The organism is Janthinobacterium sp. SUN128 (assembly GCF_030587275.1).
In the GTDB taxonomy this organism is placed as follows: Bacteria; Pseudomonadota; Gammaproteobacteria; order Burkholderiales; family Burkholderiaceae_D; genus Janthinobacterium; species Janthinobacterium lividum.
In genome coordinates, this window is the sequence record NZ_JAPWHY010000001.1 from 1994335 (window position 1) to 2007558 (window position 13224).

Here is a 13224-nt window from a genome sequence, read left to right on the forward strand (position 1 = left end):
TGTTTGGGGGGATTGTCCGAAGGAAGGAGACCAAAACTGCTGCTGACCATGTCCGTGATTCGGGAGCAATCCACCGCTCTTGAACAAGGTATCAAGACATTTCTGCAATTGTTTAGGCGATTATCGAAAATATTTGAAATTTTGATTGTTAAAAACAGAAAATTCAGATCATATCCAGATGACTCAATCATGTTGAGATTAGCATTCAACGGATTGATTGAGAGTCACTCTAGACTTCTAACGGCTTACAAACACCAATTACGTACCCTAGGCTCAATAAGTTCTAGGTTGTCTCATGCAACAAGCCATGCAGACTAAATACGCACGCCATCAAGCGATTGATGTTTCTCCAGCCAAGACTTGACCCACAGCGGTTGGCGGCCTCGACCGCTCCATTGCTGTTCTTGATTGTCAGGGTTGCGATATAGAGCAGCTACTGCTTTCTTCTCTGTTCGTTTGCTGGCAGGATTGACCCTCTCAGTTTGCCCCTCCCGCCACACCCTCGCGAACGCCGCGACCCTGTCGTAAGACCCCTCGAACCCCAATTCCTTCAAGTCCTCATGGATCTGCTTCAGCGTGCGCCGCTGCTTGCGTGACTTAGCCGCCTCAGTCTTGAGGAACGCTGAAAGTTGGAACGCGTATTTGTCGATGGCGCGGCTGGAGCGCCGCTCAGCGTAGGCTGGCTCTATGGTTTCTGAGCGCAGGTAGCGCCGGACGGTGTTTCTGGAGATACCCAAACGCCTGGCTATCTCTCTCAATGGTAGCTGAATTGTCACCAGTCGCTTAGACTCTCCTGATCCATAGTTCTTGAAAGATGAAGAACCGATGGATTGTGTCTGGGGCTTGGGTGGCCTGCGAAGCACCATGTGTGCAATCTTGTAGCTGCCTGGTCCAACGACGAGATCGGGTCTGGCCTGTCTACCTCCCCTGCCCTGCTGAGACTCCTGCCGCGTTTTAGCAAAAGCCGGCCTTTGAATCGCCACCAGTAGCGCATGCAAGGCGCTCTACTGTTGAATGAAGGATCTTCTTCATGCAGCAGCCTTAAAGAAGCGCAAGATCGCCGCGACGGTGCGTGGCGGTGGCGTGTCGTGGGAGATCGGGCGGCAAGGCGGTCTTTCAATCATCTGAATGATCCCACCGGAAACAGATGTTCAGCCATGAAATCAACGAACGCCCGGACTCTGGGCAACACTTGCCGATTAGACGGCCACAATAGCCAAAAGGTACTGGACGAACCGGCCCATTCGTCCAGCACCGTCACCAGCTCTCCGCGATCCAGGGCCGGCCTGACCGCGAAATCCGGCAGGTAGGCAATGCCGTGGCCCTGGATGGCCATATGCCGCAGGGTCTCGAGGTGATTGCTCGTCATGCTTGCCGCGGGGCGCATGTCGACGTCCTCGTCGCCGCGCCGCAGGCGCCATTTTTCCAGCAGGCCGGTGCTTGGGATGCGATGCAGCAGGCAAGCGTGCCGGGCGATGTCCTCGGGCCGTTCGGGCGTACCGTACCGCTCAAAATAGCGTGGCGCGCCCACGCAGACAAAGCAGCTGACCCCCAGGCGCTTGCTCATCAGGCGGGAATCGCTCAAGTCTCCCGTGCGCACTACCGCATCGAAACCTTCGTCCACGACGTCCACCAGCCGGTCGCTGAAATCCAGGTCGAGTTCGATCTGCGGATAGTGGCTGGCAAAGGCCGACAACACTGGCCACATCAATCCGCTGACCAGCGGCAGGCTCACCCGAAGTCGGCCTTGCGGGCTTGTCGTCGTGCTGGCCAGTTCATTCTCGGCCGCCGCAATCTCGGAAAGGATACGCCGGCAACGGTCGAGGAACAGCGCGCCTTCCGCTGTGAGGCTCACGCTGCGAGTACTGCGCTGGAACAGGCGCACGCCAAACCTCTGCTCCAGCCGTGCTACTCCCTTGCTGACCGCCGACGCGGAGATACCCAACCGCTGTCCCGCTGCCGCGAAGCTGCGCAATTCGGCGACCTGCACAAAGATCGTCATGCCGCTGTGGCTATCCATTCCACCTTCCAATTGATGACCATTCAGTCATGTTAATCATGATATCTGCACTATTTTTCCATGAATAGTTCCATTGTATCCTCAGTTATACAGCAGGGCCGTCGCGGCATTGCCGCCACAACCATGAATCCGAGAGCGTGAGTCACTCTCGGAGGAAGCCAGGAGTGACTCACCATCTTTAAGGGATACCCGATGAGTACCACCACCATCGCATCTGCGTCGGACGCGAGGGTTCATAAGAGCCCGCTGATCGTGACCGGCTGCCTGACCGCTGCGGTCATTCCGTTGAGCATTGCCAGCCCCGCTGTGGTCGTTCCCTCGATCAATCAGGCACTTGGCGGCAGCGCGGTCGAGCTAACCTGGATCATCAACGCCTACATCCTGACCTACGGCAGTGCGACACTGGCCGCAGGCAGCCTGGCCGATACCTATGGGCGCAAGCGGGTCTGGCTGTCTGGGATGCTGTTGTTCGCCTTGATAACGGCGGCGATTCCCTTCATGCCGTCCGTGTTCTGGATCGACATCCTGCGACTCATCCAAGGCCTGGGCGCGGCTGCAGCCTTTGCGGGCGCGATGGCTGCGCTGACACAAGAGTTCGATGGACACGCCCGCACGCGCGTATTCAGCCTGATCGGTACGACTTTCGGTGCTGGAGCGGCATTCGGCCCATTTATGGCTGGCCTGCTGATCGACACCCTGGGATGGCAATGGGTGTTCTTTCTGCCGGCGCTCGTCGCCATGCTGGCATCCGCACTCATTGCACCATTTGCCCGCGAGACGCGCGCTCCCGACGCCACGGGACTGGACTGGCCCGGCGCCATCAGCTTTACCTCCGGTCTGGCCCTGCTGACCTACGGCATCATTCTTGCCCCCGAGCGAGGTTGGAGCCATGCCTGGGTCCTGGCTTGCCTGGCGAGCGCCCTCATGTTGCTGGCCGCCTTTGTCGTCATCGAACGCCGGCAGACCAAGCCCATGCTCGACCTGTCTCTGTTCGTCAATGCCCGGTTCGTCGGAGTGCAGGTGCTGGCGATTGCGCCGGCCTATGCGTACATCGTGCTGCTGGTCATGCTGCCAGCCCGATTCATCGGGGTCGAAGGATACAGCGCACTGGCAGCCGGGCAGATGATGATTGCATTGTCCGCGCCGCTGCTAGTGGTACCCTTCATTGCCGGCCTGCTGGCGCGCTGGATCAACGTTGGCGTGCTCTCTGGCATTGGCCTCGCCATTGCGGCAGCCGGACTTGCCTGCTTGGGCTTGACGCTATCCGGCGATGCGCAAAGCGCGCGTTTGCTGGCGATGCTGGTGATTGGCATCGGCATCGGCCTGCCTTGGGGGTTGATGGATGGTTTGGCCGTGAGCGTTGTTCCCAAGGAACGGGCGGGCATGGCGGCCGGAATCTTCAATGCGGTACGCCTGGCCGGCGATGGAATGGCCATCGCCGCCGTGGGGGCCCTGATGTCCGCCAACATTTTCTCTGGACTGGTGGCTTCAGTGCCGAATGGCACATCAGGGCAAATGGCGAATGCCGACCTGGTCGAAGCATCGAGCCGGTTGGCGATGAGCGATCTACCGAATGCCCTGGTGCATTTGCCGACGGCCGGACGGCCGCTGCTGTTGCAGGTATACGAAGACGCATTCCGTTTTCAGCTTCTTGTCCTTGCGGGCGCTGCGGCAGCGACGGCGATCCTGGTGCTCCTGCTGTTGGGCAGGGTAAGACGGCATGACTGATCGCAAGGAATTAAGACATTTACGTTACTTCCTGGCCGTCGCTGAAGAACGACACCTCGCCGGCGCCGCCGAGTGGCTACACATCGAGCAATCTCCGCTGTCGCGCGCCATACAGGAGCTGGGAGAAGAACTGCGTGTTGTGCTTCTCGCCCGCACCACGCGCAGCACACGGCTGACTCGCGCGGGCAAACTGTTCCTCGATCATGTGCCGCGCGTCTTCGCCGCCTTGCAGCAGGCACGCGATAGCGTGAAAGCAGCGGCAAACGGCTTCCACGGCCAGTTGCGCATCGCGTTGTCCGACGGCATCACGCCGTCGCGCTTGAATTGCCACCAGTAGCTTAGACTCTCCTGCCCCATAGTCCTTGAAAGATGAGAAACCGATGGATCGTGTTAGGTCCTGGGTGTTCTGCCAGATTCCTGGTGTGCAATCGCGTGGCTGCCTGTGTAGTGGTTTAATGTACCCGGACACTGATTTAGGCGAGAATGCTCGCCATGGAGAGGTGTTTGATGAGCAAGCAGAGACGTACGTTTTCCCCGGAGTTCAAACAACAGGCGGCAATGCTGGTACTGGATCAAGGATATAGCCACATAGAGGCAAGCCGGTCGGTCGGCATCGGCGAATCGCTGCTGCGCCGCTGGGTGCAGCAGCTGCAGTTGGAGCGGCAAGGCATCACGCCGCAGAGCAAGGCAATGACGCCAGATCAGCAGCGAATACAGGAACTCGAAGCACGTATTGAGCGTCTCGAGCGGGAGAAGTCCATTTTAAAAAAGGCTACCGCGCTCTTGATGTCGGAAGGGATAGAACGTACGAGGTAATCGATCAGATTTGTGGTGACGAATCAATCGAGTTGATCTGCGCGGTGTTCGACGTAGCGCGGTCATGCCTGTATGCGCATCGGGAGCGCGCCCGGCACATTGATGTTGAGCGCATGGCATTGCGTGGCCGCGTGCACGAGCTGTTCGTCGAGAGTCGCAGTTCGGCGGGAAGCCGCAGCATCATGGCCATGATGCGCGAGGAAGGCACGGCAATTGGCAGCTTCAAAGTCAGTCGTTTGATGGAAGAGCTAGGGCTGGTCTGCAAACAGCCTGGCAGCCATGCCTATAAGCAGGCTACGGTGGAACGGGTCGATATTCCGAACCACCTCAACCGTGAATTCACAGTGGAGGCGCCAAATCAGGTCTGGTGCGGGGACATCACCTATGTCTGGGCGCAAGGCCGATGGTATTACCTGGCTGTGGTGTTGGATTTATTTGCTCGCCGAGCGGTGGGCTGGGCATTCTCGCTACGACCCGATGCCGACCTTGTTGTGCAAGCGCTGGAAATGGCTTACGAGCAGCGGGGTCGACCGCAGAGGCTGCTGTTTCATTCGGATCAAGGTAGCCAGTACGCCAGTCGAAAATTCCGTCAGCGCTTGTGGCGCTATCGGATACGACAGAGTATGAGCCGTCGGGGAAATTGTTGGGATAACTCCCCGATGGAGCGGTTGTTCCGCAGCTTCAAAACTGAATGGCTGCCGTCAACTGGTTACATGACGGCACAGGAAGCACAACGGGATATTAGCCACTACCTGATGCACCGGTATAACTGGATACGGCCACATCAGTTCAACCAGGGACTGGCACCGGCCGTCGCCGAAGAAAAACTTAACGTAGTGTCCGGGATGGGTTGACCACTACACCCACTGGAATTCAAAACAAACACGCCACATACTCCGCTTCGAGAAACCAATTTCCCATGCCTGCATGATGCCCGTTTCTACGCTCTATCCAGAGATAAAACATTTCCATGAGTAAATTTTAATTTCAGTGCTAAAATATCAACCATCTTTGGCAAGTGGATGGTAAATGATCAACAATGACAGCGATTGGTTGGGCGAGGACGCCGGGCAAGGGCCTGCGATCCGTGCAGGGCTTGGGATTCTTTTAGCGCAGGGTAATTGGACATGGTGGCATCATCCCAGCGCAGCTTCGATGATTATGCGGAATGCGGTTACAGTGTCGGGCGTAGTCGAATGGGGTGGTGATCCAGCAGTGCTTGAGGCGTCAGAATGGCTTAGCCTCGATGTTGCGCTAGAGGTGGCAAATGCATTCAAGACGGTAATCGCGCGTCGCGGTGGTGACCTACGCATTAAGATATTACGTAACGTATGCTCTTGGGATGCCACGCTATCCATGCATGACATTGCGGACGACTTGGGTCGCGCGTTCGCCCGCGAGCGCATCTTTAGCGAATGGCCAGCCGATCGTCGTTCTCGCCGCCCAGCCGCGTCGACCAAGCAGGGCGTTTGCATTACCTCATCGGCAATTCTGGCTGAAACGACAGGCTCACTGATCAAATCCCTCCCCACAGCGCGTTGGAGTGTATCTACTCGACCGGCGACCATTGCCGTAGCCACCCTTGCAGACTTCCTTCAGCAACCTTTTTCAAGCGAACTATTGATCGTTCTTGATCGGTCCCGCGCAGCCGTTATACCGCATATCGATACGATACGCGCGTCTACTGGAGCGCAATGTGCCATATTTCTTCGCTCGGACCAGCCCAACGTCGAACGCTGGCTTGAAACGTTCGGGGCGGGGATCGCGGCACAGTTACCCATCGACCAAGCAATGGCCGAGGCAAACAAATTGGTAGAGCGACATGCAATCTTCCTCGCTTCCACCCAAGCCTTTATGGTTCATTCCAACCGCACCTTCTTCCCGAGCGCGACGAGATCTACGACACAGGCAGAACAGCAAAATAGTACATCCCCTCTCAACTCAGCCAAGATTTCCAAGCAAGCGAGACCCCGCACTCAACGACCACCAAATCTGGAAATCGAAGCGGTAAGGATGGAGTCCTCCCTACCTTCCGTTAGGGTAATCGACGCGCGGGTCGAACATAGCGGGCTACCTATTACGACGTTTCCTCTGATTGGCGTGGTCGCTATCCATATCCGTATCCAACCCGTCACACCCTTGAAGCTCGCCACTCCAGTCTTTCCAGAACAAAACCTAGATTGGACTGGAGATCAAAAAGTGCTGCAAGTGCACCTGATTGAAGCCGGAGCGAAACCAATTTCCGTTCCCATACTCTTACCACGGTCGGGCGCATCGACCCCGGCGGTTTTCCTTTACACGATACCGTCTGATCGTATGATCGATTTATCCTTCGTCGTCAGCGAACGCACATGTGTTCTGCAGACGGCCAGAATGCGCGGCCACGCCGGCACTGCGATTGAGTTCTTTGTCGAAGCATTGAATTCGTCGGTCGAGCACAACAAGAACGAGTTTGATGTCTCACTGGTGATTCAAGATGGGATGGACGGCGAGCCCAGCGCAACCATCTTGACCGACGAAGGCATACATCTGGGTGATTGTGAATATCAGGATATGATGAAAGTAAGGGATGATCTTCTGGCCCAACTTGCCACATGCCTCGAGCCGGAAGCTCCGTTCAATTTATCACTATACAACCTAGCAAATTCCGGCAAAATTATGTTGGATGCATTGAAGGACTTCGCGCCCAACTGGCCAACAACGATGAGGCGCGTGCAGCTTACAACTCCGACCAACGAGCACTTCCCTCTCGAGTACCTGTACGAGGGCGTACTGCCCAACAACGAGGACGCACACCTATGTTCAAATCGTGCGGCTTGCCTTACTTCCGGCGTGGCCGTGCCTAATTGCGAGATCAGAGCTGCACGCCAACAGCTCTGCCCGATGGGTTTCGCGGGTGTTACCGCAGTCATTGAACGACGCACCTGGGACCGCAATATGGACAAAAAACTCTGGTTAAAACAAGCGACCGATCTTGCACGCCGGGATCGAATTTCTGATCTGCGACGCGCGCTTTTTGCGGCCTCCGACAGCGCAGACGAGTTTGAGAACAATGAAGTTCCATCAACGTTCTCTATCACCCGTAACGCGGATGTGGAGGCGTTGATCAAGGGCTGGCGCCGCCACAGTTGGGAGGAATGGGAGCAAAGCATAATTGCATTGAACCCTAGGCTTCTCGTACTAGTGCCGCATATTGACAATAAACACTTGTATATTGGCGACAAGAAAAAACTTGGACTGGGTGCCATTGGTCGTCCACATGTCGGAAATTCCGGCCCAATTATCATCGTGATTGGTTGCAATTCCGCCATTGGATTCAGCGCTAGTACAGGATTGCCGGCCATATTATTGCGCGGCGGGGCCAAGGTCGTGATTGGGGCCCTCACAAGCGTCCTTGGGCGGTTCGCTAACATCGCTGCTGCCGATCTGACTACAAAATTGCTTGCCGCCGCGAGCGATCATGCGTCAATCACAATCGGTGAACTGATTAACCGTATGCGCCGCGAATTTCTGGCGAAAGATAACGCGTTCGGGATGGTACTGGTTGCCTTCGGCGATGCCGACGTCTACTTGGGAGAGCCGTCAGCATGACAGGGGATTTCGATATCAAGCTGCTCCAAGCCGAACATGGTGACGCAATGCTGGTGAGCTATGGGCACGATACCGTCCGACATCTGCTCATTGATGGGGGGCCCGCCTCGTCATTAAGGAACCTGATGGATGTTCTCGCCGCAGCGCGCACCAATGGCATCTTGACACTTGAAGCGATTGTGGTAACCCATTATGACTATGATCACATAGGTGGCATCATCGCGCTTTTGGAGCAAGCTCCAGACTGGCTCATCATCAACGACATCTGGTTTAACGGCAATAAGCACCTTGTACCTCAAGACATGCTTGGCCCACAGCATAGTGACACGCTCGCTCGCCTGATCGTGGAGCAGCAGCTTCCGTGGAATAAGGAGTTTCACGGAAACGCCGTTTGCTCAAATTGGGCGAACAAAATCTCGCTGAGGGGTGGTGTTACCGTCGAAATTTTATCGCCCTCACGGAAGGAGTTGACCGCCTTGGCTAAGCGCGGCGGCGTCTGCATGCTCAATGACGAGAAAGCCGGGCCGCGTGATCGCCTAGGGCGACATGACAGCTGGCCACCGCCATCTCACGCTAGCCTGCTCGAGAAAAGAACGCCTGCGGATCAATCCGCATCAAATGCCAGCAGTATTGCTCTCTTGTTGAACTACGGAGAAAAGCGCATTCTGCTATCTGGCGATGCTCATGCTGATGTGATCTGCGAGGCACTGGAGAAATCCTGGCCTGGACGCAAGTTGCAGATCGACCTGTTGAAAATATCGCACCATGGTAGCCAAGCAAATACTTCTACGAGCCTCCTGAGCAGAATACAATGCAAGCGATTCGCTTTCAGTACAAACGGGAAAATCCATTCTCACCCCGATCAGATTGCAATCGCGCGCGTGATCGCGTCCATTTATAATCCCGAGCTTATTTTCAACTACGCCAACATGTGGACCAACCGATGGCGAAATCGCCCCGCGCTATGGCCAGTTTACTCAACCGTTTACCCGAACACTGATGTCCCTTATGTACGCGTAATTGTCTAGGCATGCACGTGTCGTAAGTTGAACATGCGGCCTAGTAAGATTGGGTGAATGCCAGATCGACAATAGGATCGAGCAGGTAGACATCGCCTCGACGTTACAGTGTTCGAATGTCGAAACAAAACGTTAACTGAACGGCACTAACCCAGAATGCGGATTTTCCGGTATTTTTTGGCGTCATGGGGATACACACTTCGCTGCCAAGCAATTGAAGTCCGGTACCGGGAAGCAACATACAGACCGCTTAACGCCCAGATGAGAAGTATCCCTCTGCGCGCTTATCCAGTAATTGTATTGTCCGTTGTCCGGCCTCGTCCAGGCGCGTCCGAAGCGGATTTTTCATACTTTTTTCGTACCAAACAAAAAAGGCCTACACTAGATCAGTGTAAGCCTTTGATATCAAACGAATTCTTGGTGGGAAGTGCAAGTTTCGAACTTGCGACCCCTGCAGTGTGAATGCCATTGCCAGCTCGTTTTTGCAGTGCTCTCATAGGGGGAATTTTCTACTGGCCATCATTAAATGGCGCTGAATTGCACCCGATTACACCCGGAATTACACCCACTTTGCCGACCTCGCCAGAAATGTCGAAGTCCCGCCTATGCGTTTGCGCAGCACTGCGCTCACGATAAAAGTGTATGTTGCCTTTAGGTTACTACGCACGAGGCGAGGTATCGCATATGAATCTTATGCCGAAGGGGATTGTAGTTTTGGCATTGTGCTCATGCACTACACCGAGCCCAAGCGAGCGCGTTGATGTAGTCGGCATGAACAGCTTCGCCCTCGCCGTCCGCTACGGCACGCCCGCCAGTTACCAGCACCAGGACGAGTACTTGCAACTAAATTACGGGAGCGAGGCGGCAGGCTGCAAGGTCATCGTATTGGTCGACCAGGCCCAGCATGTGATCGGCTGGGCATCGTCAGGCGCTATGTGCGCGATCTGGGTTCGTTAACGCTACTACCTCGTGCTCAGGTCAATACGCGGCATTTCCACGATGCACGGCTCGTCATCGAGCAGCACTCGTAGTTCCGCGCGGATAAGCCCCAAAGCACCGACACGCGGCCCGAGGCTACGATCTAACTGGTCCGCCTTTCCTGCCACCTGTCTCAGGCGATGAATTTCCCATAGCAACGCGCGAATATCTGGCGAGTCGCTTCTTATCCGGATTTCCGTCAACTCCGCACTACTTAGCGGTTTTCGATGCTTGCTCATACCCCTTCACCTTTACCAATTTTTCAATTAAATAACGCCAATCCAGAACTGTGGACGCTATTGCGCCCTCACCTTCGGCAGCTCAAGCCAGTTCGTGGTGTACCGCGGCGTGCGGTTTTCCGACAACATTGCCCAGCGCCTGACCAGGCCCGCCGATCCCAGGTGCACAGTGTCCCGGCCGAATCGCTCATTCAGCGCATCCAAGGCCGCCATGGCCGCCACCGATCGCGCCCGGTCTCGCCCCGCATCAAATAAGACGCCCTGGCGCTGCGTATCCGGCTGCAGATCCATCAGCATGATCCCGGCCTTCTTGTACTTGAACCCCTCCCGATAGATCATGGCCAGGCCGTGCAGTGCGGCGCCGGCCAGCACGCGGTTATCGGCGCTTGGCTCGACCAAGGGGATGGTGATGCCGTTGGAGTATTGGGCGTCCTGATCACGGAACCTGTTCGTTTGCACAAAAACGTGGACGGCGCCGCACACGGAATGTTGGCCACGCAGCTTCTCGCCGGCGCGCGCGGCATAGGTGGATAGCGATTCGCCCAGCTCTGCCGCCGTCATGACCATGCTGCCGAAGGAGCGCGACGACACAATCTCCTTGCGCGGCGGCGCCACCTCTTCCAGCTCCAGGCAGGAAACACCGCGCAGCTCATTGCACGTGCGCTCGAGCACGACGCCGAAGTGCGCGCGCATGGTGCTGGGTGGTGCATCCTTCAAATCCTGCACCGTGTTGATGCCCATGGCACGCAGCTTGGCGCCGATGCGCCGGCCGACGCCCCACACCTCCCCGACGTCGATGCGCTGCAGCAACCAAGCGGTGCGGGCATCCGACATGGTCGTGAAGTCGGCCACGCTATCGAACAGAGGAAATTTCTTTGCGACGTGGTTGGCCAGCTTGGCCAGGGTCTTCGACTGGCCTACGCCGACACAAACAGGCAGGCTGGTCCACTGGGCCACCTTGGCGCGGATATCCTGCCCCATGGCTGTCGGCGAATCCCATAGGCCGCCCAGACCGTTCAGGCTGAGGAACGACTCATCGATCGAATAGACCTCAACATTGGGGCTGTAGCTCCGCAGGATGGTCATGATGCGGTTGCTCATGTCCGCGTACAAGGTATAGTTTGACGATAAGCCAACTATTCCATGCTGGCGTGCCAGGTCCCGCATCTGAAACCAGGGCGCGCCCATCGGCACGCCCAGGGCTTTGACCTCGTTCGACCTGGCCACGGCGCAGCCATCGTTGTTTGAAAGGACCACCACCGGGCGGTCGCGCAAGCGAGGGTTGAAAGCGCGCTCGCAGCTGACGTACATATTGTTGACGTCGACAAGCGCAAAAATCTGCTTGGTCGGGTCGCCCATGTCACACCCGTAGCTTTCGCACAACACCCGTCACCACGCCCCATATCTGCAGCTCGCTCCCTTCGGCCAGGCAAATCGATTTGTACGCCGGGTTGTCCGGACGCAGCTCTACCCTGCCCCGCTGGCAATACAGGCGCTTGAGGGTGTATTCGGCATTGATGACGGCAATGACAATGTGACCGTGCAGGGGCGCCACAGAGCGGTCGACCACCACCTTGTCGCCATCCAGTATGCCCGCGTCGCGCATAGAATCGCCCTCGACCGTGAAGAAGAACGACGCGGCCTTGTGCTGCACCAGCAGCGCATTCAGGTCCAGGCCATCCTCGGTATAGTCGGCAGCCGGCGACGGAAAGCCGGCGGATATCCGATGGGAAATTTCCGGCCGCGCACTGGGGATTGGGTACTGCGCAAGCGGCAATGGCACCTGCGATACACCGGGCTGGCTTGGTTGAGTAAATATTAATGTTGCATTCATGGCTGGCCGATACTGTGTTTTTATACAGTATATCGACCGAAGCAAGAAACAGGAAGTATAAAATTGTTTCTAGAAAAGTGAGTCTGGCGGCGCAGCTTCAGCCTTCGCCGCTGGTTTCGCTCTTGTCCGAGGGGGCAAAGGATCGGGCTGAGCGACGAGCAGGTCGGCGGGATACTGTTGATAAACCTCCTCCACCGACACCAGCGATCCGTCCAGCCAACCTTGGTACTGATCCGGATCCAGGATAATCACCATGCGCTTTTCATCGTCAGGCTTGTGGAAGCGCTGCATCAACGGATGGGCCGTCGGCGTTGATTGTCAGCATCGACAACGACAGCCGTTTAATATCCGGAACATTTAAGATAGCGGCCGACTTAAATAAGCCAACCGCAAAACCATAAAAATTAACCCGTCTTTACTACACCTTCACAACCACTTTGATATGAATTTTTCAACTTAACTTGAGCAATAGCGCCAGTAGCCCTATTAATCATATAATGAACTCTAATTCTTTTTTGGATAGTATACGGATCAGGCTTCTTCCAACTATCTGAAATTCTATTATATTCCCACTTTTCCCACTCACCATTGTCATATAACTTATCTTTGAGGTCTAATGGGACATAGGTTCCAACCGGCATACCCGTTAAGTTAACTGTAGCAATAACGTCCGCGATCACATAACTCTCGTCTAAACAACCAGGAACAAACCGATTATTATCCATCGCGGTACCTATTGTACCATCGTTAACATTTCCACTGCCAAATCCACCGCCCCCACCGCCCCCACTACCGCCACCACCACCTCCACCATTTTCATTCCCTCCCTCATTTCCACTAAAATCCCCCCACCCACAACGCTGCGAATAAACCCCTGTACATTCAACATGCCCTTCGACCAACACAACGCCATCAGTGGCGTATGATGAATTTGACAAAAGCGACGAAGAAAGTACAGTGAGGGAAAAACACAAATATAAGGCATATTTTTTAAACATA

The 13224-nt window shown here is 55.8% G+C and carries 11 protein-coding genes and 1 pseudogene; 6 read left to right on the plus strand and 6 right to left on the minus strand.

Annotation, left to right across the window (positions count from 1 at the left end):
- Positions 1-314: 314 nt before the first annotated feature.
- Both O3297_RS09005 and O3297_RS09010 read right to left on the minus strand, forming a co-directional pair.
- A complete protein-coding gene (locus tag O3297_RS09005) occupies positions 315-779 on the minus strand; it encodes an H-NS family nucleoid-associated regulatory protein (protein WP_305049631.1) in 465 nt (154 codons plus the stop codon).
- A gap of 341 nt (positions 780-1120) precedes the next feature.
- Positions 1121-2020, minus strand: a complete 900-nt coding sequence (locus tag O3297_RS09010; RefSeq protein WP_305048436.1) for a LysR family transcriptional regulator — start codon at positions 2018-2020, stop codon at positions 1121-1123.
- A 192-nt stretch (positions 2021-2212) separates the two neighbouring features.
- Here O3297_RS09010 and O3297_RS09015 point away from each other — a divergent pair, with 192 nt between their 5' ends.
- The 6 genes and pseudogenes from O3297_RS09015 (at position 2213) to O3297_RS09040 (ending at position 10131) form a co-directional block, all read left to right on the plus strand.
- On the plus strand, positions 2213-3748 hold the full coding sequence (locus tag O3297_RS09015) for an MFS transporter (protein ID WP_305048437.1): 1536 nt from the start codon (positions 2213-2215) through the stop codon (positions 3746-3748).
- Positions 3741-4070 (plus strand): annotated as a pseudogene (locus O3297_RS09020) (LysR family transcriptional regulator); the annotation flags it as partial. The gene O3297_RS09015 and the pseudogene O3297_RS09020, both read left to right, overlap by 8 nt.
- A 185-nt stretch (positions 4071-4255) precedes the next feature.
- Positions 4256-5418, plus strand: a protein-coding gene (locus O3297_RS09025) for an IS3 family transposase (protein ID WP_305049632.1) whose coding sequence is annotated in 2 segments (ribosomal slippage) — positions 4256-4511 and positions 4511-5418 — 1164 coding nt in all. Because the reading frame shifts where the segments join, the coding sequence is not laid out codon by codon here.
- Between the two features lie 175 nt (positions 5419-5593).
- On the plus strand, positions 5594-8155 hold the full coding sequence (locus tag O3297_RS09030) for a hypothetical protein (RefSeq protein WP_305048438.1): 2562 nt from the start codon (positions 5594-5596) through the stop codon (positions 8153-8155).
- A complete protein-coding gene (locus O3297_RS09035; protein ID WP_305048439.1) occupies positions 8152-9183 on the plus strand; it encodes a ComEC/Rec2 family competence protein in 1032 nt (343 codons plus the stop codon). Before O3297_RS09030 ends, O3297_RS09035 begins: the two co-directional genes overlap by 4 nt.
- A 762-nt stretch (positions 9184-9945) precedes the next feature.
- Positions 9946-10131, plus strand: coding sequence for a hypothetical protein (locus O3297_RS09040; protein WP_305048440.1), 186 nt, complete (start codon positions 9946-9948; stop codon positions 10129-10131).
- 317 nt (positions 10132-10448) lie between these two features.
- Here O3297_RS09040 and O3297_RS09045 read toward each other — a convergent pair whose 3' ends face one another.
- The 4 genes from O3297_RS09045 to O3297_RS09060 all read right to left on the minus strand — a co-directional run bounded on the left by O3297_RS09045 (position 10449) and on the right by O3297_RS09060 (position 13223).
- The gene (locus tag O3297_RS09045; RefSeq protein ID WP_305048441.1) at positions 10449-11750 is read right to left on the minus strand and encodes a Y-family DNA polymerase; all 1302 of its coding nucleotides are present in this window, start codon (positions 11748-11750) and stop codon (positions 10449-10451) included.
- Position 11751: 1 nt separating this feature from the next.
- Complete coding sequence (locus O3297_RS09050) at positions 11752-12225, minus strand: LexA family transcriptional regulator (RefSeq protein ID WP_305048442.1); 474 nt, start codon at positions 12223-12225, stop codon at positions 11752-11754.
- A 69-nt stretch (positions 12226-12294) separates the two neighbouring features.
- Positions 12295-12516, minus strand: a complete 222-nt coding sequence (locus O3297_RS09055) for a hypothetical protein (RefSeq protein WP_305048443.1) — start codon at positions 12514-12516, stop codon at positions 12295-12297.
- Positions 12517-12629: 113 nt separating this feature from the next.
- Complete coding sequence (locus O3297_RS09060) at positions 12630-13223, minus strand: hypothetical protein (RefSeq protein ID WP_305048444.1); 594 nt, start codon at positions 13221-13223, stop codon at positions 12630-12632.
- Position 13224: the final 1 nt, after the last annotated feature.

Coding starts and splice junctions, on each gene's coding strand:
- O3297_RS09060 (WP_305048444.1), bottom strand. CDS start 13,223: ATGTTTAAAAAATATGCCTTATATTTGTGTTTTTCCCTCACTGTACTT.
- O3297_RS09010 (WP_305048436.1), bottom strand. CDS start 2,020: ATGGATAGCCACAGCGGCATGACGATCTTTGTGCAGGTCGCCGAATTG.
- O3297_RS09040 (WP_305048440.1), top strand. CDS start 9,946: ATGAACAGCTTCGCCCTCGCCGTCCGCTACGGCACGCCCGCCAGTTAC.
- O3297_RS09055 (WP_305048443.1), bottom strand. CDS start 12,516: ATGCAGCGCTTCCACAAGCCTGACGATGAAAAGCGCATGGTGATTATC.
- O3297_RS09050 (WP_305048442.1), bottom strand. CDS start 12,225: ATGAATGCAACATTAATATTTACTCAACCAAGCCAGCCCGGTGTATCG.
- O3297_RS09030 (WP_305048438.1), top strand. CDS start 5,594: ATGATCAACAATGACAGCGATTGGTTGGGCGAGGACGCCGGGCAAGGG.
- O3297_RS09035 (WP_305048439.1), top strand. CDS start 8,152: ATGACAGGGGATTTCGATATCAAGCTGCTCCAAGCCGAACATGGTGAC.
- O3297_RS09015 (WP_305048437.1), top strand. CDS start 2,213: ATGAGTACCACCACCATCGCATCTGCGTCGGACGCGAGGGTTCATAAG.
- O3297_RS09045 (WP_305048441.1), bottom strand. CDS start 11,750: ATGGGCGACCCGACCAAGCAGATTTTTGCGCTTGTCGACGTCAACAAT.